The sequence below is a fragment of the Streptomyces sp. NPDC058619 genome (assembly GCF_042717785.1).
GTDB lineage: Bacteria > Actinomycetota > Actinomycetes > Streptomycetales > Streptomycetaceae > Streptomyces.
This window is the reverse complement of record NZ_JBHXQN010000032.1, coordinates 37,175-61,508: the sequence shown is the minus strand read 5'-3', so window position 1 is coordinate 61,508 and position 24,334 is coordinate 37,175. Positions and strand designations below refer to the sequence as shown.

At 77.6% G+C, this 24,334-nt stretch carries 14 protein-coding genes; 4 read left to right on the top strand and 10 right to left on the bottom strand.

The window, feature by feature from the left end:
* Positions 1 to 75: 75 nt before the first annotated feature.
* From ACFWTC_RS26325 to ACFWTC_RS26300, 6 genes are read right to left on the bottom strand one after another with little or no spacing between them, the layout of a single operon-like run.
* A complete protein-coding gene (locus tag ACFWTC_RS26325; protein ID WP_384028736.1) occupies positions 76 to 1,977 on the bottom strand; it encodes a class I SAM-dependent methyltransferase in 1,902 nt (633 codons plus the stop codon).
* On the bottom strand, positions 1,974 to 3,167 hold the full coding sequence (locus ACFWTC_RS26320; RefSeq protein WP_384028734.1) for a glycosyltransferase: 1,194 nt from the start codon (positions 3,165 to 3,167) through the stop codon (positions 1,974 to 1,976). Before ACFWTC_RS26320 ends, ACFWTC_RS26325 begins: the two co-directional genes overlap by 4 nt.
* Entirely contained in the window at positions 3,164 to 4,015 is an 852-nt protein-coding gene (locus ACFWTC_RS26315; protein WP_383931270.1) for an alpha/beta fold hydrolase, read from the bottom strand. The genes ACFWTC_RS26320 and ACFWTC_RS26315 overlap by 4 nt, the downstream gene beginning before the upstream one ends.
* A gap of 6 nt (positions 4,016 to 4,021) precedes the next feature.
* Positions 4,022 to 4,378: an acyl carrier protein gene (locus ACFWTC_RS26310; RefSeq protein WP_383931273.1), complete on the bottom strand. Its 357-nt coding sequence runs from the start codon at positions 4,376 to 4,378 to the stop codon at positions 4,022 to 4,024.
* On the bottom strand, positions 4,368 to 9,014 hold the full coding sequence (locus ACFWTC_RS26305) for a beta-ketoacyl synthase N-terminal-like domain-containing protein (RefSeq protein ID WP_384028732.1): 4,647 nt from the start codon (positions 9,012 to 9,014) through the stop codon (positions 4,368 to 4,370). The genes ACFWTC_RS26310 and ACFWTC_RS26305 overlap by 11 nt, the downstream gene beginning before the upstream one ends.
* Positions 9,007 to 16,386: an SDR family NAD(P)-dependent oxidoreductase gene (locus ACFWTC_RS26300; RefSeq protein ID WP_384028730.1), complete on the bottom strand. Its 7,380-nt coding sequence runs from the start codon at positions 16,384 to 16,386 to the stop codon at positions 9,007 to 9,009. The genes ACFWTC_RS26305 and ACFWTC_RS26300 overlap by 8 nt, the downstream gene beginning before the upstream one ends.
* A 496-nt stretch (positions 16,387 to 16,882) precedes the next feature.
* On the opposite strand from ACFWTC_RS26300, the gene ACFWTC_RS26295 reads away from it, so the two are divergent.
* The 4 genes from ACFWTC_RS26295 (at position 16,883) to ACFWTC_RS26280 (ending at position 21,295) form a co-directional block, all read left to right on the top strand.
* Complete coding sequence (locus ACFWTC_RS26295) at positions 16,883 to 17,776, top strand: LysR family transcriptional regulator (protein WP_383931281.1); 894 nt, start codon at positions 16,883 to 16,885, stop codon at positions 17,774 to 17,776.
* A 109-nt stretch (positions 17,777 to 17,885) separates the two neighbouring features.
* Entirely contained in the window at positions 17,886 to 19,196 is a 1,311-nt protein-coding gene (locus tag ACFWTC_RS26290) for a putative Ig domain-containing protein (protein WP_384074670.1), read from the top strand.
* A gap of 83 nt (positions 19,197 to 19,279) precedes the next feature.
* Positions 19,280 to 20,590 (top strand): cytochrome P450, encoded by a 1,311-nt coding sequence (locus tag ACFWTC_RS26285; protein WP_384028726.1) that lies wholly within the window; start codon positions 19,280 to 19,282, stop codon positions 20,588 to 20,590.
* A 51-nt stretch (positions 20,591 to 20,641) separates the two neighbouring features.
* Positions 20,642 to 21,295, top strand: a complete 654-nt coding sequence (locus ACFWTC_RS26280; protein ID WP_384028724.1) for a GPP34 family phosphoprotein — start codon at positions 20,642 to 20,644, stop codon at positions 21,293 to 21,295.
* 586 nt (positions 21,296 to 21,881) lie between these two features.
* On the opposite strand, the gene ACFWTC_RS26275 is transcribed toward ACFWTC_RS26280, so the two are convergent.
* From ACFWTC_RS26275 to ACFWTC_RS26260, 4 genes are all read right to left on the bottom strand, one after another.
* On the bottom strand, positions 21,882 to 22,091 hold the full coding sequence (locus tag ACFWTC_RS26275; RefSeq protein WP_384028723.1) for a hypothetical protein: 210 nt from the start codon (positions 22,089 to 22,091) through the stop codon (positions 21,882 to 21,884).
* 52 nt (positions 22,092 to 22,143) lie between these two features.
* On the bottom strand, positions 22,144 to 23,094 hold the full coding sequence (locus ACFWTC_RS26270) for an anti-sigma factor domain-containing protein (protein WP_383933033.1): 951 nt from the start codon (positions 23,092 to 23,094) through the stop codon (positions 22,144 to 22,146).
* Positions 23,091 to 23,651, bottom strand: coding sequence for an ECF RNA polymerase sigma factor SigK (gene sigK / locus ACFWTC_RS26265; protein WP_383933035.1), 561 nt, complete (start codon positions 23,649 to 23,651; stop codon positions 23,091 to 23,093). Before sigK ends, ACFWTC_RS26270 begins: the two co-directional genes overlap by 4 nt.
* An 86-nt stretch (positions 23,652 to 23,737) precedes the next feature.
* Entirely contained in the window at positions 23,738 to 24,097 is a 360-nt protein-coding gene (locus tag ACFWTC_RS26260) for a hypothetical protein (protein ID WP_383933037.1), read from the bottom strand.
* Positions 24,098 to 24,334: the final 237 nt, after the last annotated feature.

Below are 24,334 nucleotides of genomic sequence, written 5' to 3'. Positions count from 1 at the left end.
TAGGGGGCGCACCGCTTCCGGCAGGCCCCGCCGGGGCGCCGGCGGGGCGGCCCGCGATGCCCGGGCCGGGCCGGGTCATCGGGGCGCCTTGCGGGCCAGGAGGCGGTAGGCGTTGCCGCCGTCCGTACGCCGGGCCGCCGCCGAGCGCACCGCGTCCAGCACCGCCGCGCCGACGAAGGAGGGCAGCGCGGCGGCCCGTACCGCGCGGGCGAGGGCCCGTCGGCCCGGGCCGGGGGCGGGGGCGGGGGCCCACGGCCGGTCGGGGTCGGGGGCCAGCCGGGTCGTGGTCAGGGCCACGGCGCCGAAGAAGTCGTTCCCCTGGTGGGCCGGCCCGTGCTCCTCGGCGAGGACCGTGAAGCCCCGGTCCGCCAGCGCCTCGCGCAGGTTCCCCGCCGGAATGAGGTGCTGGTGCTGCGGCTGGAACCACGGCAGCCAGGCCGGGCCCAGCAGCCGGGCCATCCGCGATTGGGGGTCGGGGAGTTCGATGGCCAGGAACCCGCCGGGGGCGAGCACGGCGGCCGCCGCGTCCAGTTCCGCGAACGGGTCCCGGGTGTGCTCCAGGTAGTGGTACATGCTCACCACCTCGTACTGGCCCGCCAACTTCTCGGCGAATTCCGGGAACTGGCCCTGGTAGCCCGTCTCCACCCAGCCGCGCCGCTCCGCCCCGCGGACGCCGTCGCCCATGTCCAGCCCGTCGAACCGGGTGTCCGGCCAGACGGCCCGCGCCGCGTTGCAGAAGTGCCCCTGACCGGTGCCGACGTCGAGCCACGACCCCGGGGCCGTGTGCGGCCTCAGCATCTCGGCCCGGCCCCGGTAGGCGGCGCCGAGCCGCCCGAAGACCGTGCCGGCGCCCTCGCCGCCCCGGCCGTCGTAGAAGTCGCGGTAGTAGAACTCCAGCCCCTCCGGGCTCAGTCGGGGGTTCTGGAAGACGTGCCCGCAGCCCCCGCACTGCTCCAGCGTGAACCGGCCCGGCTTGCCCTGGAGCAGGTCCGGCACCCGGACCCGTACGGTGAGCTCCCGGGAGCCGCACCAGGGGCAGTCCGGCCGCCTCGGTTCGAGGAACCGTTCGGTCCCGGCAGCCAGTTCGGCCCGGTACGCCTCGGCGCGCGCCGCGTCCGCAGCGTCCGTTCCGGTGGGACGGGCGGCGGCCGCCGCCGTACGCAGGGCCGTGCCGAGGGAGCGCACCGGCCGGGCGGCCGTGGCCGGCGCCAGGTCCGCCGGGTGCAGCGGGCTGCCCGGCCCGCCGAGGACCAGGTACGGCTGGAGCCAGTACAGCCCCGCCGCGGCCGCTCCCCACCGGCCCTGGCGTACGGCGACGCCCGCCAGCAGGGCCAGCCCGGCCAGCTGCGCGGCCGCCAGCGCCCCCGGCGGCAGCCCCTGGGCCCGCAGTTCGGCCGCCCGGACCACTCCGCCCGCCCCCTCCGCCGCGGCCCGACCGCAGCTCAGCCCCGGGGCGATGGCCAGCCCCGTGGCGTCGGGGGCGTACTCCTTCAGCAGCCGCGTCAGCTCCAGCAGCCGTACGGGCTCGGGCGGCGGCCCGTCGGGGTCCACCCCGGCGCGCGCCAGCACCCCGTCGGCCACGAGGACGGCGTACCCGGCGCCCCGGCCCTCGCCGAGGCGGTCCTCCCGGTAGCGGGCGGGATCGACCAGTCGCAGCAGCCCCAGCGCCCGCTCGGCACCGAGGTCCCCCGGCAGCAGGTCCAGCACCGCGAGCCCCTCCCGGTCGGCGTGGGCGCACGCGGCGAGGAAGGTCGCGGCGTCCGCCTCGACCCCCCGGGCGGTCAGCAGCCGCCAGCCGGAGGCCCGCGGGACCCCGGCGGCCGCACCCGCCGGCGGCAGGGGCAGTACGGGGACGGCCCGCAGCCTGCGGGCGGCCCGTACGGTGCCGGCACCGAGCACGGCCAGCAGCGCCGCGGAGGTCCACGGGATCCGGACCGGCGGGCGCCCTCGGCCCGGGGGGAGGGGGGATGGCGTCATAGCAGCTTCTCCAACCGGTCGGCCGCGGCGGCGGCACCGCCCGCCGCGGCGAATGAGGCCTGGATCCGCCGGGCGCCCCGGCGGGGGCCGGGGTCGTCCAGCACGGCCGTGAGCGCGTCGCGCAGTTCCTCGGCCCGGGTCCGGCCGAACCGCACCCGGACCCCGGCGCCGGCCGCGACGACCTGCCGGGCCACGATCGGCTGGTCGTCGCGGATCGGCGCGACCACGAGCGGCAGCCCGTGCGCGAGGGACTCGCAGACGGTGTTGTGCCCGCCGTGGCAGACCACGGCGTCCAGGTGCGGCAGCAGCTCCAGCTGCGGCACGCTCTTCCGGAGCAGGACGTTCGCGGGCACCGACCCGCCCGGCGCGACGGCCCGCACCAGCGCGGCCGGGGCCGCGAGGACCAGCTGGACCTCGCCGGCCAGCCGCTCGGCGGCGCCGAGCACGGCGCCGTAGAACCGGCCGCCGGCCTCCTGGTTGAGGGTGCCCAGCGACACGAGGACCCGGCGCCGGGCCGGGTCCAGCCGCCGCCACGGGAATCCGGGCGCGGCCGGCCGGGCGCCGAAGGCGGGACCGACGAAGGCGTAGTGGGACGGGAACTCCTGGTCCGGTCCGACCAGTTCACGGCTGGAGAACACCACGACCAGCCGGTCCGAGAAGAGCGGGTCCCAGTCAGGCACCGCGTCCGGGCCGCCGGCCCCGCACTCCGCGAGCAGCCCGGACACCTGGCCGGCCACCCACGCGCCGACCTTCGGGAAGTCGGCGAAGGGACGGGTGAGTTCGGCGGAGGTACTGGCGGAGGTCACCCACGGCACCCCGAGCCGCCGGGCGGCCAGCGGCCCGGCGAGGGCCTGCTGATCGGCGACCACCACGTCCGGCCGGAAGGCGCGCACCGCCCCTGTCACCCCCGGCACCATCGCCCGGGCCAGCGGGACGAGGGCCTCCTCCCAGAGGAAGCGCAGTGCGGCGATCCCGCGCAGGTCGCGCCAGCGGGCGTGCAGCAGCGCGTACCCGCCGCCGGCCTCCTCCCCGGCCGGCAGGACGCGGGCGTTCGGGGGCAGCAGCCGGGCCAGGGCGCCGGCCGGCCCGGTCCAGGCGATCTCGTGCCCCCGGGCAGCCAGTTCGGCGCCGACGGCCACGGTCGGATTGACGTGCCCCGCGAGCGGCGGCACCGTGAAGAGCACCCTCATCGGGCCGACGCCCCCGCCCGCGGCCGCCGCGCCGCTCCCGCGGCCCGCGCGGCCGCCGCGGCCGTCGCGTCGAGGTGCGCGAGGACGGCCGACCGCAGCGCTCCGCTGCTCTCCTTCAGCACGTCGTGGCCGAGCCCCGGGAGGACCTTGACCCGGGCGGCCCGCGGGGCGTGACGGGCCAGTTCCCGCGCGCCCGGAACCAGTTCGGAATGCTCCCCGCACACGATCAGCAGCGGGCAGGCCACCCGGGCGTAGTCGGCCGGGGTGAACGTGCGGCCGGCCGCCACGTCGTCGATGAGGGAGGTCCGGTTGAGCAGGTCGTCGGCGATGGCCGTGAGGTGGGCGGCCTTGCGCAGGCGCAGGGTGAGCAGCTCGGCGGGCACCGGGCTGTCCTCCAGGCTGAGGGCGGCCGCCGACAGGGTGTCCACCATGTTCTCCATCCAGGCCCCGTCGAGGAGGGGTTCGAGGAGGGTGAGCCCGGCGACCAGGTCGGGCCGGGCGAGGGCGGCGTGCAGGGCGAGGGTGGCGCCGTAGCTGTTGCCGACCAGGTGGACCGGGCGCCGGCCGAGGCCGAGCGCGCCGAGCAGCGTGAAGAGGTCCCGCACGGCGGTCCCGGTGTCGTAGCCGGTGGGCGGGCGTTCGCTGCGGCCGTGGCCGCGCAGGTCGTAGAGGACGGTGCGGTGCCCGGACAGCGCCACGGGGACGGCCAGCGGGCAGTAGAAGGAGGACAGGTTGTCGACGACCAGCCCGTGCAGGAACACGACCACGGGACGGCCCGGGCGGTCGGGGCCGGTGGCGGGCGGCTGCTGTACGTGGAAGCGGACCGGGCCCGCCGGGACGAAGGCCACGGCGGCTCAGCCGTCCGTGGCGGGGACGCCGGAGGCGCCCGTCGCGGCCGGGGCGAGGGGGGCTGGGCCCGCCGGGGTCCGGGTGAGGGAGGCGTGGGTGATCCGGCCGATGTGGGTGACGAGTTCCCCCACAGACATGGCGAGGATGTCGTCCATGTCCTTCTCGGCGAGGAAGCCCATCAGGTCGACGCGGGAGCCGTACCGCTGGTGCAGCAGCTCCGCCAGGGCCACGAACTCGATGCTCTCCAGGGCCAGGTCCTCGTTGAACGTCGTCTTCATCGTGACCTCGTCCGCGAGGAGGTACTCGTCACCGACGATCTCCACGAGCATGCCGGTGATCTCGGCGAGGATGTCAGCTGCCATGACTGGTCTCCGTGAGGTGGAAGGGGACGGGGGACACCGCCGCGGGGTGGGCGGTCCAGGCGACGACGTGGTCGGCGGGCGGGCCCGCGACGAGGGCGGTGCGGACCGGGTGCGGGTGCCCGTCGGGGGACAGCACGCGCAGGCCGCCGGTGTCCGGGTCCCCGGCCACCCGCCAGTCGCGCGGGCGGCCGCCCAGCCCCGTGCCCCCGGCCTTGGCCGCGGCCTCCTTGGCACACCACAGGGCGGTCAGCGCGGCCGGCAGACCGGTGCCCCCGCGGGCGGCCAGGTCCTCGGCGAGCCGGAGCTCGTCCGGCCCGAGCGCGACGCGGATCAGCGCGCCGGGGTCCCCGGTCACCGGCTCCACGTCGATGCCGACGGTCCGGGAGGGGTGGGCGAGCGCGACCGCCACCCGGTCCTTGTGCGCGAGCGACAGCCGGAACCCGCGGACGAGCGGCCCCCCGGCCAGGGGCCGGCCCGCCGGATCGTTGCCGACCGGCACCTCCGCCGGGAACACCGGCCCCGCCCCGCGCTCCCACAGGAGTCCGCGCAGCGCGTCCTTGGCGGCGATCCGGCCCAGCAGCCAGGGGGTCCGCGCCCGCGGCGACAGCCGCTCGTAGGCGAGGCGCTCGGCGGCGCCGAGGTAGCGGCGCATCACCAGCTCCTGCGACGCCGGGTCGGTCCAGCGGCGCCGGGCCAGGCACCAGCCCGCGGGCTGCGCCTCACCGATGCCGCACACCTCCGGCGTGAACTTCATCGGCCAGACCCGCTCGTCGGCCCCGAACCGGCGGTACGTCCAGCCGTCGATCCGGGCCCACACCCCGCCGTCCGCCCGGCGCAGCTCCAGGTCCCCGCGGACGGTGACCTCGCGGACCTCGCGGACGCGGGCGGTGGCGCCGACCAGCTCGCCCGGGGCCGGCGGGGGACCGGCGTACCGGATGCGGTCCACGGTGGCCGGGAACACCAGACGGTCCACCGGCAGCCGCAGCTGCATCCAGTGGCCGAACAGCTGCCCGGCGGCGTCCAGCAGCGCCCCCGGGTCGGGGAGCGCCCGCAGGACGCCCTCGATGCCGTCCGAGCCGACCGTGCGCACCTCGTGGACCCCGGCGAACCGCGGTCCGTGGAACATCCACCGGTCGCGGTAGAGCGCGTCGGCGCTGACCGGGGCCGGACCCGGGCCGGACAGCGGGGCCGGGTCGGGCGCGGGGAGCTCCCCGTACCGCGCGCCGAGCAGGACGACGGTGTCCGCGTAGCCGCCGAGGGAGACGCGGACCCGGCCCGGCCCGTCGTCCCGGACGGTGACGTCGACGTCGACGGCCGGTTCGACGGGGAGCCACCGCAGGGCGCGGACCTGCGCGTGGCCGACGACGTGCAGGCCGGGCGGGGCGTGCCGCAGGGCGGCCCGCTCCGCGAGCTCCAGCATGGTGGTCATGGGGACGACGGGGAACCGGTCGGAGTCCTCGGCCCAGTCGTCGGGCTGGAGGTACACGCAGTGGTCCCGTACGTAGGGCAGGGCCGCGAGCGAGAGGTGCAGGCGCTCCACGCGGGCCGGCCCGGCCGGTACGGGCGGGCGCACGGGCGGCGGTACGGGTACGGCCACCGGCGCGGCCGCCTCCCGGACCGGACGGGGCTCCGGCGGGGGTGCGGCCGACCAGGCCGCGGTGACGCTCAGGGCGGCCGAGCGGGTGTCGTCGAGGACCGCGTCGAGGGCGGACAGCAGCACGGGCCGGGGCGCGGCCGGTCCGGGTGGCGCGGTGGGTTGCGACGGCGCGGTGGGTCCCGGTACCGCGGGCCGCAGGCCGCCCAGGGCGGTACGGGCCGCCCCGCCGAGGCGGACGAGCGGCGAACCGAGGTCGAGCGGCACCGCCCGCCCGGCGGCGGCGGGGACGGCCCGAGCCCTGACGCCGGCCGCGGGGACGGCCGCGCCGGGGGCGGCCGGGGGGACGCCCCCCGGTCCGGCCGCCGCCGGGGCGGCGCCCGGCCGGGGCTCCGGCGTCGCCGGGCCCGTGGACAGCAGCTCCCAGCGCGGCTCGCGACCCTCCGCCCACAGGGCCGCACAGGTACGGCGCAGCGCCGCCAGACCCGGCAGCCGGGGGGAGGCGGTGGACACAGACAGGTGGGGCCGCTCGCGCAGGGTGTCCTCGACGAACCCCGGCAGGCCGCCCGGGCCCAGGGTCACGAACGTGCGCACCCCCGCGTCCTCGTACAGCCGCAGCACCAGCTCGCGGAAGCGCACCGGCTCCAGCAGGTGGCGGACCACCAGCTCGCGCACCTCCTCCGGCTCGGCGGGGAACGGCGCACCCGTCGTCGCCGACCAGACGGGCAGGGTGCCGGGCCGCAGCGGCAGCCGGCCGAAGGCGGCTCGGACCTGGCCGAGGTACGGCTCCCACATCGGGGTGTGGAAGCCCGACCGGAACGGGAGCTCCTGGCCGTGCACCCCCTCGGCCCGCAACCGCCGCACCACATCCGCCACTTGGTCCGGGTCCCCGCACACGACCGACTGGTGCGGGCAGTTGTCGTGGCTGACCACCACCCGGTCCAGGCCGTGCAGGGCCGCCTCCGCCCGCCGGACACCACACCCCAGCGCCGCGTACACCAGGTCCGGGACCTTCACCGAGCCGGGCCGCAGGGAGTCCAGGAACGTGTCGGCCGCGTCCTGCGGGTACATCCCGGCCGCGACCATCGCCGCCCACTCGCCCAGGCTGTGCCCCGCCAGCACGTCGGCGTCGATCCCCACCCCGGGCAGCACCCGGGCGAAGAACCGGCCCGTGGCGATCGCGTCCAGCGCCCGCCGCTCCAGCGCCCCGTCCCGGGTCAGCCGGGGCCGGTCCAGGCCGAGCCGGTCCGCCACATCGTCCAGGACGGGGGCGAACTCCGGTTCCAGCCCCGGGAAGAGGAACGCCACCCGGCCGGCCGGCGGCTCCGGCGCGAACCACACCTCCCCGCGCCCCCGCCAGGGCCGGCCGCGCGCCACGACCTTCGCGGCCAGCGCGAGCCGCTGCGGCGTCGGCCCGGCCACGGCGAGCCGGCACGGCCCGGACCCGCCGGACACCGGGGACCCGGCCGCCAGCCGGGCCGCCAGCTCCGCCGGCCGGTCCGCCGCCATCAGCAGGACGTCCTCCCGCGCCGCCGGACCCACCGGCACGGCCGGGCCGGCCAGCGGCAGGAAGCGCCGCACCTGAGCGGCGGGGCGGGACGCGGCGCCGGGGGCCTCCTCCAGCACCACGTGGGCGTTGATCCCGCCGAAGCCGAAGGCGTTGACCCCCGCCCGGCGGGGCTCCGGACCGCGTTCCCACGGCTCCGCCGCCGTCACCGGCCGCATCCGGGTCAGGGCGAGGCCGGGGTGCGGCTCCTCCAGGTGCAGGGTGGGCGGCAGCACCCCCTCGTGCACCGCGAGCGCGGCCTTGATCAGACCGGCCATGCCGGAGGCCTGCATGGTGTGCCCGAGCATCGACTTCACCGAGCCGAACCCGATGGTCCGGCCGCCGAGCGCGGGCGGCCCGAACACCTGGGCCAGGGTGTCCAGTTCGGCCGCGTCGCCCACGGGCGTACCCGTGCCGTGCGCCTCCAGCAGCCCCAGTGCGCCGGCCGCCCGGGGATCGAGGCCGGCGTCCTGCCAGGCCCGCTCCAGCGCCCGTACCTGGCCCGCGACGAGGGGGCTCATCAGGCTGGCCGCCCGGCCGTCACCGGCCACCCCGGTGCCCCGGACGACCGCGTAGATCCGGTCCCCGTCCCGTTCCGCGTCCGCCAGCCGTTTCATCAGCACCACTCCGGTCCCCTCGGACAGCAGGGTCCCGTCGGCCCGCCGGTCGAAGGGCCGGATCCGCTCGCTCGCGCTCAGGGCCCGCAGCTGCGTGAACACGCTCCACAGCGTGGCGATGTGGCAGTGGTGCACCGCTCCCGCCACCACGGCGTCGCACCGGTCGCCCGCCAGCAGCCCCACCGCCTGGTCCACCGCCAGCAGCGAGGACGCGCAGGCCGCGTCCAGGGTGTAGGCGGGGCCCCGGAAGTCCAGCCGGTTCGCCGTCCGGGCCGCCGTGAAGCTGGGCACGAGACCGATCGACGCGTCCGGCCGCTCGGGGCCCAGCGCCTCCTGGAACGCCGATCGCACCGCGGCGATCCGCCGCTCGCCCAGCTCGGGCACGACATCCCGCAGGGTCTGCGCCAACTGGTGTGCCGTACGCACCCGTTGATCGAGTCGGGCGGTGGCCACGCCCATGAAGCCGCCGCGCCCCAGCACCACCCCGATCCGCGCGCGGTCGGCCGGCAGCCGCGCGTCCCCGCCCGCGTCCGCGACGGCCTCGGCCGTGGCGTGCAGGGCCAGCATCTGGTCCGGCTCGGCGCCCTCCACCGCGGCGGGCATGATCCCGAACCGGGTCGGGTCGAAGGCGGCGAGCCCGTCCACGAACCCGCCGCGCCGGCAGTAGAACCGGTCGCCGACCGCCGGTCCGGCGGCGCCGCCCGGGTCGTAGTACACCTCCGGGTCCCAGCGCCCGGGCGGGACGTCGCCGATGCAGTCCGTACCGGCGAGGAGGTTGCGGCGGTAGGCGGCCAGGTCCCCCGCACCGGGGAACACCGCGCCCATCCCGACGATCGCGGCGTCCGCCGGGCGCGGACCGCGCCGGCCCCGGTCAGCCACGGCCCCCGCCCTCCCCGGCCATCAGGACCACCTGTACGTCGTCCCCGTACGCGAGTTCGGCGAGGAACGCCTCGGTGCCCGCCTCCGGCGCGATCAGCGGGATCCCGCGCCGCGCGTACGCCCGCTCCAGCTCGGGGGTGACCATCCCGCCGGCCTCCGCCGCCCAGGGGCCCCAGTCCACGGACAGCACGCGCCCCGGGAAGGACTCCGCCCACGTGCGCGCGAGGCCGTCGAGGGCGTCGTTCGCCGCGGCGTAGTCGCTCTGGCCCCGGTTGCCGTAGACGCCCGCGACGCTGCCGAACAGCACCAGGAAGCGGGGTGCGGGCACCGGGCCGTGCTCGGCGGCCGCGGCGGCCAGGTGCCGGGCGCCGGCCACCTTCGTGTGGAACACCTCGGCGAACGCGTCGGGTGCCTTGTCGCACAGCAGCCCGTCGCGCAGCGTCCCGGCCCCGTGGACGATGCCGTCGAGCCGGCCGTGGCGGGCCCGTACGCCGGCTACGACGGCCCGGACCGCCCGCTCGTCCGTGACGTCCGCGCAGTGGTAGCGGACGGAGGCCGCCACCGCGCCGAGGGCCGCGAGGGTGGCCCGCACCTCGCGCGCGGCCAGGATGCGCGAGGCCGCCGCCTCGATCTCGGCGGGCCTGCGCAGACCGGTGGCGATCAGTGCGGCGCGCAGGGACACCCGGTCGAGGGCCGGGCCGAACCCGTCGCCCTCCGGCGGGGGTTCGGGGGTGCGCCCGATCAGCTCGACGTGGCATCCGGGGCCGGAGCGGGCCAGCGCGAGCGCCGTCCGCGCGGTGATCCCGCGGGCCCCGCCGGTGAGCAGCACCACCGAGCCCGGGGCGAGTGGCGCCGCCCCCGGTCCGGTCCGGGCCAGCGGTGCGGCGACCGGCGTCCGGGTGACCCGTACGCCGTCGGCGGTGTACCCGACGGAGGCCGGGCCCTCCCCGCCGGTGGCCGTGGCGCGGTCCGCGTCGGCGGCCGTGGCTCGGTCTGCGCCGGTGGCCGCGTTGGTGGACGCATCGGTCGTCGGGCCGGTGGCCGTGCCGGCCGGTGTGCCTGTGGTCGTACCGGCGGGCGTGCCGCTCACGGCCGAGCCCCCGGGGCAGCCGCACGCGGCGTCGCAGGCGCAGCCCAGTTCGGCCAGGAGCTGCGCCGCGATGCGCTCCGGGTCCTCCTTGGGGTGGACCTCCACCGCGCGGACCAGCCGCCCCGGGAACTCCAGGGCGCAGCTGCGGGCGAAGCCGTGCAGGCCCGCGCCCGGTGTGCCGGGCGCGGTGACGAGGAGCAGCCGGGGCACCCCGCCGGTCAGGGCGCGCTGCAACCCCGGGAAGACCTCGGGCAGTACGGGCTCGGCACCGGCCCGCAGCGCGGACAGGTCGACGATCCCGTCGTACCCGGCCGCGGCCTCGGCGAGCAGGTGCACCTCGGCGCCGTGGGCCCGTACGGCCCCGCCGAGGGCGGGCGCCACGCCCTGGCCGTCGCCGACGATCCCGATCCGCAGGCCGCGCAGCGCCCCGGGGCTCCCGGCAGGGGCCGGCGCGGGCCGTACCTCCACCCGCAGCCGGCTGACCGGAGCCACGGCCGGCGCCGTCACCGCCGCCGCGACCGGAGCCACGACCACGACCGCCGCGGGCGCCGGCTCCGGCCGGGCGGGAGGCGCGGGGTCCGGGCGGACGTCCGGAACCGGTGGTGGGCCCGTGGCGGCCGCCCGCGAGGTGACCCACTCGACGATCCCGCGCAGGGTCTTGATGCGGGACAGTTCCTCGACCGCCGACTCGGTGGAGCCGCCGGGGTCCTGGGGGAGGCCGATCCGGTCGGCCAGGGCGCCGATGATCTCGACGCGCTTGATGGAGTCCACGGACAGGTCCGCCTCCAGGTCGAGTTCGGGGTCGAGCATCTCCCGGGGGTATCCCGTCCGGGCGTGGACGATCTCCAGCACCACGTCCATCACCTCCTCGGCGGAGCGCGGACCCCGGCCCGCGGCGCCGCCGGCGCGGACCCCGTCCGGCGGTGCCGGGCTCGCGGGGGCCGCGGACCACGGAGCCGGTTCGGGCGCGGGGAGCGGCTGCGGCGCAGGCGCCGGTACCGGTACGGCAACCGGCACCCCGTAACCGTCCGCCGCGTCGGCCGGGTGCGTCGCGGGCCGGCCGCCGGGCGTCGCGCCGAGGTACCCCAGCAGGACGTCCCGCTGTGCCTCGACCAGGGCGCGCGAGCCGCGGAGGTACTCCAGGACCGCGGCCTCCCGCGCGCCGTCGCCGCCGGCCGCAGCCGCGCCGCCGCCTCCCCGCGGGACCGGGACGGGAACCCCCGCCGAGGTCCCCGCCGGAACCCCCGCCGCGGTCGGGGCCGGGGCGGTGGCCGGGCTCCCCGGCCCGCCGACCGGTCGGTCCGCCGCGGGCAGGCCCGCGGCGGCGTGGATCCGGCGCGCGGGCTGGAGTCCCCCGGCGACCGGGGCGCCGTCCGCGGTGCGGACCAGATGGCCGTCGACCAGCCAGCCCGGGCGGCGCGGGGCCCGCTCCGGGAGCCGGCCGGTGCGGCCGCGGAACAGGGCCTCCGGCGCGACCGGCACGCCCGCCGCCGCCAGCTCCGCCAGCGCCGACACCAGCCGCACCAGGCCGTGTTCGCCGGGCACGTCCAGCGGGACCGCCGTGTGCGGCCGGCCCCGCAGGACGCGGCCGACCAGGCCGCTCAGGACCCGTCCCGGGCCCGCTTCCACGAAGGTCCGGACCCCGGCGGCGTACATCGCCTCCACCTGTTCGGCGAACCGCACCGGCTCCGCCACCTGCCGTGCCAGGAGGGCCCGTACGTCCTCGGCGGCCGCCGGGTACGGTCCGGCCGTCGTGTTCGACCAGACGGGGACGGCGGCCGGTCGCAGTTCGGTCCGGGCCAGTTCCGCGGCGAGCGCCGCGCTCGCCCCCGCCACCACCGGACTGTGGAACGCGCAGGCCACCGTGATCGGCTCCGCCGTCAGGCCCGCCACCCGCAGCGCGGCCACCGCCCCGGACACCGCCGCCGTCGGGCCCGAGACCACGCACTGCCGCGGCGCGTTGTGGTTCGCCACCGTGCACCCGGTACGGGCGGCGATCTCCCGCACCTCCTCCGGGGCGGCCGCCACCGCCGCCATGGTGCCCGGGTCCGCCCCGGCGGCCGCCACGATCGCCTCGGCGCGGCACGCGCTCAGCCGCAGCAGGCTCCCGGCGTCGTACGCGCCCGCCGCCCACAGCGCGGTCAGTTCCCCGTACGAGTGCCCGGCCACGCAGTCGGGCCGGACGCCGAGCGCTCCGAGCAGCCGGTGCGCCGCCGATCCGGCCAGCCCCAGGGCCGGCTGGGCCACCCGGGTGTCCGTGACCGCCGCCCGCTGGGCCGCCCGGCCCCGCGCGGTGAACGCCGACGGCGGGAACACCGCGGACACCACGGCGTCCGGGGCCTCGTCCAGCAGTGCCCGCAGCGCGGGGAAGGCGGTGAACAGCTCGCCCATCATGCCGATGCGCTGACTGCCCTGCCCCGGGAAGAGGAAGGCCACCTGCCCGGGATCCGCCGCCTCCTCCCGTACGTGGACCCTCGCGCCGGCGGCGAACGCCCGCGCCCGCTCCAGCCGGACCGCCAGCTCGTCCAGGTCGGCGGCCACGACCGCGACCCGGATCGCACCCGGGCCGGCGGCGCTCTCCGCGGCGAGGTCCCGCAGGGTCCAGGGCCGCCCGGCCGCGTCGTTCTCCTCCAGCCGGGCCGCGAGCCGGGCCATGGCGCGGCCGGCGGCCCGCCGGTCCTGCCCGCGGAAGCAGAACAGCTCGGCGGGCCACTCCTCCACCCCGTGCGCCGGCTCCTCCGCACCCGCGTAACCGGCCAGCACCGCGTGGTAGTTGGTGCCGCCGAAGCCGAAGGCGCTCACGCCCGCGATCCGCCGCCCCGGAGGCGCCGGCCAGGGCCGGGCCTCGGCGTCGAAGAAGAACGGGCTGCTCTCCGCCCGCCAGGCCGGGTTGGGCGTCTCCAGGTGCAGGGTCGGCGGCCGGACGCCCGCGTGGACCGCCCGGGCCGCCTTGATGAGCCCGGCCAGCCCGGCCGCGCACTTGGTGTGCCCCAGCTGCGACTTCACCGAACCGAGCGCGCAGGCCCCGGGGGCCGCCCCCGAGGCGGCGAACAGCTCGGTCAGCACGGTGAGTTCCGTACGGTCGCCGACCACCGTTCCGGTGCCGTGCGCCTCCACCAGGCCGACCTCGCCCGGGGCGATCCCGGCCCGGGAGTACGCCCGCTCCAGCGCCCGCCGCTGCCCCTCCGGCCGGGGCGCGGTCAGGCCCAGCGACCGGCCGTCGCTGGCGGCGCCGACGGCCTTGACGACGGCGTACACCCGGTCCCCGTCGCGTTCGGCGTCCGCGAGTCGCTTGAGGACGAGCGCCCCCACCCCCTCGCCGAGGGCGATCCCGTCGGCGTCCGCGTCGAACGGCTTGCACCGCCCGCCGGGGGACAGGGCCCGGACGGAGGAGAAGAGGAGGTAGTCGTTGATGCCGTTGTGCACGTCGGCGCCGCCGCACAGAACCATGTCGCTTTCGCCGTCGCGGAGTTGCCTGCAGGCGAGGTCCAGCGCGGCCAGCGAGGAGGCGCAGGCGGCGTCGACCGTGCAGTTCGCCCCGCCGAGGTCGAGGCGGTTGGCGACCCGGCCGGCGATGACGTTGGCGAGGACCCCGGGGAAGGAGTCCTCGGTGAGCCGGGGCAGGTGTGCGTCCAGTTCGGGCGGGAGCGCGCCCAGGTAGGAGGGGTACAGGGCGCGCAGCCCGTAGGCGCCCGCCAGTTCGGTGCCCGCCTCCGCGCCGAAGACCACCGAGGTCCGGGACCGGTCGAAGGCGCGGTCCTTGTCGTAGCCGGCGTCCGCGAGCGCTCGCGCCGAGATCTCCAGGGCCAGCAGCTGGACCGGTTCGATCCCGGCCAGCGAGGCCGGCGGGATGCCGTGCGCGAGGGCGTCGAAGGGGACGGGGCCGAGGAAGCCGCCCCAGCGGGACGGGGTGCGCTCACCGGCGCGCGCCGGGTCGGGGTCGTAGTAGAGCGCGGGGTCCCAGCGCTCGGCCGGGACCTCGGTGACCGCGTCGGCCCCCTCCAGGATCCGGGCCCAGTAGGCGGCCAGGTCCGGGGCACCGGGGTAGGCGCAGGCCATGCCGACGATGGCGATGTCCAGCGGGTCCGGGTCCGCCGCCGCGGGCCCGGGAGCGGCGAACGCGCGTGCCCGCCGCTCCAGCAGCTCGGTCGCCCCGTCGGTGACCTGCGCGTGGAGCGCGGCCACGGTGGTGGTCCCGGACCGCAGGACCGCGGCCTGCCCGAGCATGAACAGCCCGTCCGCGTACTGCTGTTCCTCGCCGACGGACTCCAGGCCGCCGTCCTCCCCGGCCGTGGCCGCCGCGACGGCGCCGGCGGTGGTTCCGGGCGTGGCCGCCGTGACGGCGCCGGCGGTGGTTCCGGGCGTGGCCGCCGTGACGGTCACGGGGCGGCGCAGACCCTTGCTGGCGATCCGCAGCCGCCCCAGGTTGAGCCGCTCCAGCTCCTCCCACACCTCCCGCGGCTGCGCGCCGCTCTCCGCGAGCCGTACCCGGGTCGCCTCGAAGGTCTCGGCGTACGGGGTGGCCGCGCAGCGGGTGGCGTGGCCGGGCGCCGTGCGCAGGAGCACCGTCTGCGTGCACTCCACCGCGGCCCGCTGGAAGCGCGGCAGCACCGCCCCCGCCGCCACGGCCTCCTCCGTGAACAGGTAGGCGGTACCCATCAACACACCGGTCCGGGCCCCCCGCTCCGCCAGCGGCGCGGCGGCCGCGGCCGCCATCGCGGCGGAGCGCGCGTCGTGGATGCCGCCCGCGAACAGCACGTCGAGCGACTCCGGTTCGGGGCAAGCGAGCAGCCGCTCGATCTGCTCCTCCCACAGCGGGAACGAGGCGCGCGGCCCGACGTGCCCACCGCACTCCAGCCCCTCGAACACGAAGCGCCGCGCGCCCTGGGCGAGGTACCGCTCCAGCAGTCCCGGCGAGGGCACGTGCAGGTGGGTCCGGGTCCCGGCGGCCTCCAGCGGGGCCGCCTGCGCCGGGGTGCCGCCCGCGATGACGGCGTACGGGGGGCACACCGCGGCGACGGCCGCCAGCTGCTCCCGGCGCAGCTCGGGCGGGGCGAAGCCGAGCAGGCCGACGCCCCACGGGAGGTCCCCCAGCCGCTCGGCGGTCTCGGCGAGGAGGCGGCGCACGTCCGGGCCCGCCATCACCGCGAGCGCCAGGTAGGGCACCCCGCCCGCGGCGGCCACCGCCCCGGCGAAGGCCGCCCGGTCGCTCACCCGGGTCATGGGGCCCTGCGCGACGGCCGGCGGCCGCCCGGACGTCCGGGCCCGTACGGCGGCCGCGAGGTGGCCGGGGACGGCCTCGCGCACGGCCCGGAGCACCCCCGCGGTGGTCCGGTGCCGGGCGGCGAGCCGGGCCGCCGAGGCACCGTCCTGCCCGACCGGCAGCAGCTGGCCGTGCAGGTCCCGGGCCCCGAGCAGGGCGGCCACCGGCCCCTCCGGCGGGGTCAGGCCGGGCCGGGCGTACACGCGGTGCCCGTCCGCCAGCCGGGTCTCCGAACCGTCCATCGCCCGCAGCGCGTCGGTGACTTCGGCGGGCAGCCCGGGCTCGCCCTCCGCGGTCAGGGCGAGCTGTACGTCGAGCAGCACCCCGGCGGCCCCGCCCGCGACGGCCGCCGCCGCGGTGTGCGGCCCGATCCCGCCGTGCGCCCGTACGGGCACCCCCGCGAGCCGGGGGTCGGCGAGCAGCTGCTGGAGGAGCACGAAGGTGGTGGCGGCGCCGACCCGGCCGCCCGCCTCGTGCCCCTTGGCGACGAGGGCCCCCGCCCCGGCGGCCACGGCGGCCAGCGCCTCCGCCGGGTCGGTGACCTCGGCCCACACCCGGGGCCGCCCCTCGGCCGCCGACCAGGCCGCCACCCGCTCGGCGGTGTGCGAGGCGGGGTCGGCGAGCAGCACCGTGTCCACCGCGGCGGGCAGTTCGTGCGGCGCGAGCGGGCAGCCCGCGGGCACCCGCACCCCGTGGCGGCCGCCGCGCAGCCTGCGGGCGACCTCGGCGAGGCCGCGCCGCGCGGCACCGTCGTCCCGGCCGAGGTCGAGCAGGCCGAGAAACCCGGCCCGTTCGGCGGCGGTCACGATCCGCGGGTGGGGCTCCTCGAACGGGCTGACCGCGACGACCAGGTCCCGGGGGACGGGTCGCGGGGACGAGTCGGCGTGCGCGGAGGGGTCGGCACGCGGGGACGAGGTGGCGTGCGGGGCCGGACCGGGTCGCGGGGACGGTTCGGGCGGGGAGGACTCCGGCCGGGGAGAGGACTCGGGCTGGGGGGACGGACCGGGGTGGGGGATCACGGGGCGCTCCTCTTCCAGTGCTGTGTGACATGTCGCAGACAGGGCGGAGGACGGGGGGAAGCGGGTGGCGAGCGAGGTCCCCCGGCGAGGCGGCGGAGCCGGGACGTGCGGGACGTGTGCGTCGGCCGGGCTGCCCGCCACAGAGGGGCGGGATCGAACCGTGGTCTAAATCCCTGACGCCGGGATGCATCGTGCGGTGGCCGCCCCGCACTGTCAACGGGCATGCGGAGGAGGACGTTTCGCCCGAACCGGGCCTCCGGACCCGCTTGGACGGCGCGCGCCCGGCCCCGCGGAGGGCCGCTCCGGGGCGGTGGCCTGCGGCGTTGTCCGGGCCGGCCGGCCGTCCCCGGCGGGCGGTCGCGCGGGCCGCGCGGCGCGGGGTCATGCCGCACCGGTATACCTCGTCACCAACCCGGCATGTGCGCCACCCCGAGTCGTACGCTTGTTCACCCGACTCGCTCTTACGGGTACAACCTCGCAAGGTTACCGTCCGGTCATGACCCCCACTCTCGCGCAGCTTCGCTACCTCGTCGCCGTCGCGGACTGCCGCTCCATCACCGGCGCGGCGGCCTCGGTCTTCGTTGCCCAATCCGCCCTGTCCCGGGCCGTCCAGGCCATGGAGCGCGACCTCGGCGTCGAACTCCTCGCCCGACGGGGAAGGGGGGTGGACCTCACGCCGGAAGGGGCCCGGGTCGTCCGGCTGGCCCGCACCGTGCTCGACGCGGTGGAGGCCATAGACGACATCGGCACCCCGCACTGCGGGGACACCCGGGCCGTCCTCACCCTCGTCACCACCCCGACCCTGGCCCTGGACCTGGCCTCCGACCTCGTCCCGGCCTTCACCGGACGTCATCCGGGCGTCGACGTCAGGCTCCAGCAGTACGACAGCCGCGAGACCCTGCTCCAGGAACTCACCCAGCATCGGGCCGAGTTGGCCCTCGTCGACCTGCCGGTCGACAAGGAACTGACCACGCACTACATCCAGGAGCGCGAGGTGGTGCTCATCTCCCCGGCCGGCTCGGGGCTGCCCGACCCCATGCCGTTCCGCCTCATCGACGGACTGCCGATGGTGCTCCCGACGCCGGGGACCGGCCGGCGCACCGAGCTGGAGGCCATGTTCAGCTGCCTGGGCGTCCGCCCCGTGCCGTCCCTCGAGGTCGACGAACGCCTCGCCTGGGTGACCGGCGTGACGGACGGGCGGGGCTCCCTCATCTGGTACCGGGACGTCGTCCAACGGGCCTTCGGCAGCCGGGCGGAGGTCCGCTCCTTCACCCCGCCCCTGCTGCGCCCGGTGGGCATCGCGCACGCGCGCAGACCGCTCAGCCGCGCCGCCCGCGCGTTCATCGCGCACGCCCGGCACGACGCCCCCGTACGGGAGCCCGCGCGCTGAACGCAGCGGCGGCGGCGGGCGCAGCCATGCCGACCGGGCATTGAACGGTGCTCGAACGGTGAGGAGTTGCCTCTGGCGTTCGGCGTTGACGGGCCGTCACATGGTGGGCATGCCCCGACTCCTCACGCCCCCGCTCGCCGCGGCGCTCGCCACCGCGGTCCTCGCCACGATCCTGCCGGCCGTCGCCTGGGCGGCCGGCTCCGCCACCGTCACCACGACCGCCTCCCCGGCCGCTCCCGCACCCCCCGTCGTACGCCAGGCCGCGGCCGGGGAGGCGGCGGCGCCGGAGCGCGCGTGCACCCTCCCCGGCGGGCTGGCCGAACTCAGCGGTCTCGCCGCGAGCCGCCGGCACCCGGGCGTCTTCTACGCCGTCAACGACAGCGGCAACGCCAACCAGGTCCTCGCCGTCGACTGCACCGGCGCCACCGGAGTGCTCCGGGCGACCCTCACCGTGTCGGGTGCGGGCAACACCGACTGGGAGGCACTGGCGATCGGCAGGGACGCCGCCGGCGGCCCGGTGCTCCTCGTCGGCGACATCGGCGACAACCTCGGCGCCCGCACGGAGATCACCGTCCACGGCTTCGCCGAGCCCGACCGGCTCGTCAACGCCTCGGTGATGCCCGCGACGTACCGCTTCGCGTACTCCGACGGCCGGCACGACGCCGAGTCCCTGCTCGCCGATCCCGCCACGGGACGGATGTACGTCGCGAGCAAGCTCATCGGCGCCGCCGGCCGGCTCTACCAGGCCCCGATGCCGCCCGTGACGGGACAGGTCAACACCCTGACCCCGGTCCGGCCGGGGCCCGTCTTCGCCACCGACGGCGCGTTCTCCCCGTCGGGGGCCTCGTACGCGCTGCGCAGCGGCGGTCCGCTCGGCGCCAACACGGCCTCCGTGTACGACACGGCGGGGACGAGACTGGCGGACGTCGCCCTGCCCGCCCAGTCACAGGGCGAGACGCTGACGTACGCCGACTGCGCCAGCCTGCTCGTCGGCTCGGAGAACGACACCCAGCTCTGGCGCGTCCCCCTGCCGCCGGAAGCCACCCCGGGCTGCGACACCACCCCGACGCCGACGCCGACGCCGACGCCGACGCCGACGCCGACGCCGACGCCGACACCAACCCCGACCCCGACTCCTACCCCCACCCCGACTCCCGGCGGGCTGAAGCTGGTCGACCCCGGCCCGCGCACCTGCACGTTCAACCAGACCTGCACCATCCAGCTCACCACCACCGGAGCCAAACCCCCCGTCCGCTACACCGCCACCGGACTCCCCTGGGGCCTCACCCTCGACCCCGCCACCGGACGCATCACCGGCAAACCCTGGGCCACCGGAACCCTCCGGATCACCGCCACCGCCACCGACGCCACCCCCACCACCGCAACCACCACCTTCCCCCTCACCCTCAACTGGTTCTGAGGCGGGGCGGGGCGGTCTTGTACAACACGAGGCCCAGGCAGCACTGTTGACCGTTACGCGCCCATCAGGTCAGGAGAGCCGGCTTGTCCCGTCACCTTCCGGACGTCCCGAGCGACCCGGACGCCCCGCACGTGATCGATCCCGCGGGCGGCTGCCCGCACGCCCTCAACGCCCGGCTGCGCGCCCGCGGAGCCGTGGCGGAGGTCGTCCTCCCCGGCGGCGTCGCCGGCGCGGTCGTCCTGGGCCACGAGGAGCTCAAGGACTTCCTGGCCCGCGACGACGTGGCCAAGGACGCCCGGCACTGTCCCGCCCTGCACGACGGAACCATCCCCAGGGACTGGCCGCTCCGGGTCTTCGCCAACGCCCAGGGCATGCACACCGCGGACGACGCCGACCACCGCCGGCTCCGGGCGCTGGTCGGCAAGGCCTTCACCGCCCGTCAGGTGGAGCGGCTGAGGCCGCGCGTGGAAGAGCTGGCCGACAGCCTCCTCGACGACCTCGGCCTGGCCGCGGCAGCCGCACCGGACGGGGTCGCCGACCTGCGCGAGCACTTCGCCCTCCCGCTCCCGATGAGCGTCATCTGCGAGCTGCTGGGCGTCGACCCGGAGCACCGGGGCCGGCTGCACCAGCTGTCCGACACGGTGATCGTCGCGACCGACACCACCCCCGCCGAGGCGATGGCCGCCGTACGCGAGCTCGTCGGGCTCATGGGGACGATCGCCGCGGCCCGCCGTGCGGCCATCGCCGCCGGCGCCGGGGGAGAGGACCTCACCAGCGCCCTGATCGCCGCCCGCGAGGGCGACGGCGACCGGCTCAGCGAGGCCGAGCTGATCGGCACCATGCGGCTGGTGCTCGTCGCCGGCCACGAGACCACCCTCAACCTCATCAGCAACGCCGTCCGCGCCCTGTGCACCCACCGCGACCAGCTCGCCCTGGTCCTGGCGGGCAAGGCCACCTGGTCCGCCGTGGTGGACGAGACCCTGCGCTGGGACGGGCCCGTCAGCTGGTTCCCCTTCCGCTATCCCACCCGCGACCTCACCGTCGACGGCACGGTGATCCCGCGGGGCACCCCGGTGCTGGCCGGGTACACCGCTGCCGGCCGGGACGCGGCCTTCCACGGCCCGGACGCCGACCGCTTCGACGTCACCCGCCCCACCGCCGCCCGCCACCTCTCCTTCGGGCACGGCGCGCACTACTGCGTCGGCGCCCCGCTCGCCCGGCTGGAGGCCACCATCGCCCTGGAGCGGCTCTTCACCCGCTTCCCCGACCTCGACCTGGCGGTCCCCGCGCCCGAACTCCCGCAGCAGCGCAGCTTCATCGGCAACAGCGTCGAGGCCCTCCCGGTCCGTCCCGTCCGCGATCCCGCCGTTCCCTCCGGGGAACCCCGCCGGTGATCCGGGCGTCTCTGTGGGTACGGGGGATCACGGAGCACGGGGGTGGCGGATATGACGATCACGCTGGCTGAGGAGATCATGCTGCTGTCCCTGGACGACGAGTCCGGATCGGCAAAGCGCCGGGAGGCGACCGGCTGGGCGGTGGCGGGCGGGATCCTGCTCGAACTGGTCCTGGCCGAAAGGGTCTCGATCGCGGGCAAGTACCTCGAACTGACGGACCCGACCCCGACCGGGGACCGGCTGCTCGACGGCCGCACGGCCCTGATCGAGACCTGGCTGCGGGGCCGCGGCAAGCGCCGGGTGACGGACTGGCTGACGAGGGACCAGCCCAAGGCCGTGGCGGCGGCGCTGGAGAGCCTGTGCGAGCGCGGCGTGGTCGTGGAGGAGAAGCGCAAGGCGCTCGGCGTGTTCCCGGTCCGCCGCTACCCCGAAGCCGACGGCACGGTCGAAGCCGAACTGCGCGAGCGCCTGCGGTCCGTCGTGCTCGACGGCGCCGAGCCGGACGAGCGGACGGCAGGCCTCATCGCACTGATCCACTCCGCCAAGCTGCACAGCCTGGCCTTCCCCGACAGCCGGCCGGGGCCGGTCGCCGCGCGGACGGCGGAGATCGCCGCAGGACAGTGGGCGGCCGCGGGCGTCCGCTCCGCCATCCGCGACATGCAGCTGGCGATGGTCGTGGTCACCGTCGCCGTGGTCGGCAGTTAGGGCGCGCTCGGCGGGGTGAGTTCCGCGCTCTGCCAGCCCAGGGCGTCCGGGTACATGCCGATCCAGGTCTGGAAGTTGTGGCCGCGGGCCGGGCGGACGAGGGTCCTGACCAGACGCCGGTGCCCGCGGCGGCCGCGCTGAAGGCCTCCAGCTGTTCGGGCGGGCTGTCCTTGTCCTGCGCGGACGTGGCCAGGAACAGGCCGACGTCCGTCTTCCCGGCATGCCCGACCAGCCACATCGGGCTGTTCCGCTCCCGCAGGGCCCGGTCGGGTACCACCTCCAGGTCGCCGGTCAGCGGATCCGGGTCGAGGGCCGCGCCCGCCCGGAACGCCTTCGGGTACTGCAGCGGCAGCTTGGCCGCGCAGAAGCCCCCCGTCGAGACGCCCATCAGGCCCCGGCCGCCGGGGGCGGGACAGCGCCGCCACCGACCCCAGCACCCCGAAGCCGCAGGCGAGGGCGATCCCGGCGGACAGGCGGCGTACGGCGAGCAATCCGGTGGCGACGGCGAGCGCGGCCAGCAGCACGGGGATCCCCGCCGTCAGCACCGGCTTGTCGGCCGTGCCGAACTGCCGGACCGCCCACTCCTTCAGGCCGGGGGAGTGCGGTCGACCACCGCTGCGCCGACGGCGGTGACCGGGGAGGCCTCGGGCCGTACGGCCGCGGCGACCAGCCCGCCGACCGCCAGCGCGGCCACCGCCGCGAGCAGCCCGCTCACGGCGCCCGCCGCGCACCCGGGCCGGATGCGGTCCTTCCCGGTGTCCCCGGTGTTCCCGGTGTTCCCGGTCGTGCCGGTCATGGGAGCCCCCTCGCGGGCTCGTGCCGCGGTGCCGTCCCGCGGGGCCGCCGCGTTACGGGGCCCCGGGCGCGGGGAGGGCCAGCACCATCAGCGGCTCGGTGGTCGGGGCGGGGGAACCGCCCGCGGGTTCCAGCGTGACCCCGACCGCGGTGGATCCGCTCACCGGGCCGGTCATCAGCTCCGGGGCGCCGGGCCGCGCGGGGTCCATCAGCCCCGCCGGACGCATGGCGCCCGCCGGGTCGGCGAACCACAGCTGGTACACCCGGCCCGCCGGCGGGGCCGGCATCCCGGAGGCCACGAACACCGCGCGGTTCCGGTCCTCGGAAACCACGACGGTGCCGGTACCGCCGTTCGCGAGCCGGCCGGTGACGGGCGTGGCGTCCGGGGCGGCCAGCACCCCGGCCAGCTCGGCGGCCCGGGCCTCGGCGCGGCGCGCGTCCTGCCGGGCCGTACCGGCCTGCTCCGCTTGCCAGACCGCGACCCCGCCGAGCCCGGCGACCGCCGCGAGGGAGGCGGCCAGCGCCCACCGCAGCCAGGGCCTGCCGGGCCGCGCGTGCCGGACGCGGTCCCGGGCGGGTGCGCCGGGCTCCAGGGGCCCCACAGGCTGCACGGGCCCCACAGGCTGCACGGGCTCCACGGGCTGCACGGGCCGGTCGGTTCCGTAAGCGCCGCGGGGATCCTGGGCTCCCGTCGCCCCCGGCGCCTCGGGGACCAAGCTGGACGTGTCCGGCTCCCCGGGGGTGGTGCCTGCGTCGGCCCCTGCCGCAGCCGATCCGGCAGCCGGGAGCTCCCGGACCCGGCGCATCACCGCGTCGAACAGCTCCGGCGGCGGGCTGACCGCGACGGCCCGCCCCAGCAGTGCCACCGTCGCGGCCAGTTCGCGCACCTCCCGGGCGCACGGCGGGCACGTCTCCAGGTGGGCCTCGAAGGCCGCGCGCTCCGCCGCGGGCAGCGCGTCCGCCACGTACGCGCCCGTCGCCCCGTGCATGCTCTCCGTACTCATCCGTCGCTCACCCCGAGACAGTCCCGCAGCCGCAGCAAGCCGTCCCGCAGCCGGGTCTTGACGGTACCCAGCGGCACCGACAGCGACTCGGACACTTCACGGCAGGTCAGCCCCCGGTAGTAGGCCAAGGCCACCGACTGGCGCTGGATCTCCGTCAGAGAGCCCAGGCAGCGCCGCACCCGGTCCCGCTCCTCGCGGTCCTCGACCGCCTCGCTCACCTCGTCGAACTCCGGCAGGGCCGCTTCCAGCCGCGCCGCCCGCCGTTCCCGGTCGGTCGCCGCCTGCGCCGAGCGGACCCGGTCCACCGCCCGGCGGTGGGCGATGGTCAGCACCCACGTGCGCACACTGCCCCGGTCCGGCCGGTACCGGCCGGCGGAGCGCCAGACCTCCACGAGCACCTCCTGGGCCACCTCCTCGGCCTGGGACCGGTCGCGCAGGACCGAGAGCGCCACGCCGAGCACCGAGCCGCTCACCGCCTCGTACACGGCGGCGAAGGCCGTCTCGTCGCCCTTGGCGACCCGGCCGAGCAGGGTGCCGAGCTGGTTCACGTCGTCCACGGCCCGATCCTCCCGGATCCTTCCGCTCAAGTGGTGATTCGGAGCCGGGGCCCCGCCGGACTGCCCCGGATGTTCCACCGGCCGCGTCATGCAGGCGGCCGTCCGGCACGGTCCGCCGCGCGGCGGACCATGGCCTCCAGGCAGGGGTCGGAGCCTCCTCCCCCCGCAGCGTAGTGCCCGTCCCGGGCGGCGGCCTCCCCGGCCGCGGGCCCGCCGTCCCGCGGCCCCTCCGGGCCGGTCCGCCGGGCGGTGATCCCTCCGCGCTTGCGCAGCTCCACCACCCCGTCGGCGAGGAGCGCCAGGTGCTCCGGCGGTGCGGCGGGGACCCCGCCCGCGGCGCCCTCCCGGCCACCGGTCCGCTCGCCGGGGCACCCGTCCCGTTCGTCCTCGTTCGCGCCCCGCTCGCACCCGTCCCGCTCGGGCCGGTCCTGGTCGGACTCGGACATGGTCGGGCCCCCTCCTGGCGGTCGGCCGCCGCGGATCCACGGCGGCGCGACGGCGACGGCAGGGGCGGCCGCCGGAGTCCTCCGGCGGCCGCCCCTGAATCGTTGCGGGTCAGTGAACCCAGGGCCCGCGCCGCCCCGCGGGCCGTCGGCCGCCCGATCACCCGAACGGGTACGAGGTTCCCCCGGGAGGATGGAGCTCATCGGAGGAGCCGGCCGTGCCCGCCGCGCAGGGTGTAG

What these genes read in the sequence shown, in the direction of transcription:
- ACFWTC_RS26325 (WP_384028736.1), bottom strand. Translation starts at nt 1,977, where the DNA reads ATGACGCCATCCCCCCTCCCCCCGGGCCGAGGGCGCCCGCCGGTCCGG.
- ACFWTC_RS26320 (WP_384028734.1), bottom strand. Translation starts at nt 3,167, where the DNA reads ATGAGGGTGCTCTTCACGGTGCCGCCGCTCGCGGGGCACGTCAATCCG.
- ACFWTC_RS26310 (WP_383931273.1), bottom strand. Translation starts at nt 4,378, where the DNA reads ATGGCAGCTGACATCCTCGCCGAGATCACCGGCATGCTCGTGGAGATC.
- ACFWTC_RS26295 (WP_383931281.1), top strand. Translation starts at nt 16,883, where the DNA reads ATGACCCCCACTCTCGCGCAGCTTCGCTACCTCGTCGCCGTCGCGGAC.
- ACFWTC_RS26290 (WP_384074670.1), top strand. Translation starts at nt 17,886, where the DNA reads ATGCCCCGACTCCTCACGCCCCCGCTCGCCGCGGCGCTCGCCACCGCG.
- ACFWTC_RS26280 (WP_384028724.1), top strand. Translation starts at nt 20,642, where the DNA reads ATGACGATCACGCTGGCTGAGGAGATCATGCTGCTGTCCCTGGACGAC.
- ACFWTC_RS26275 (WP_384028723.1), bottom strand. Translation starts at nt 22,091, where the DNA reads ATGACCGGCACGACCGGGAACACCGGGAACACCGGGGACACCGGGAAG.
- ACFWTC_RS26270 (WP_383933033.1), bottom strand. Translation starts at nt 23,094, where the DNA reads ATGAGTACGGAGAGCATGCACGGGGCGACGGGCGCGTACGTGGCGGAC.
- ACFWTC_RS26260 (WP_383933037.1), bottom strand. Translation starts at nt 24,097, where the DNA reads ATGTCCGAGTCCGACCAGGACCGGCCCGAGCGGGACGGGTGCGAGCGG.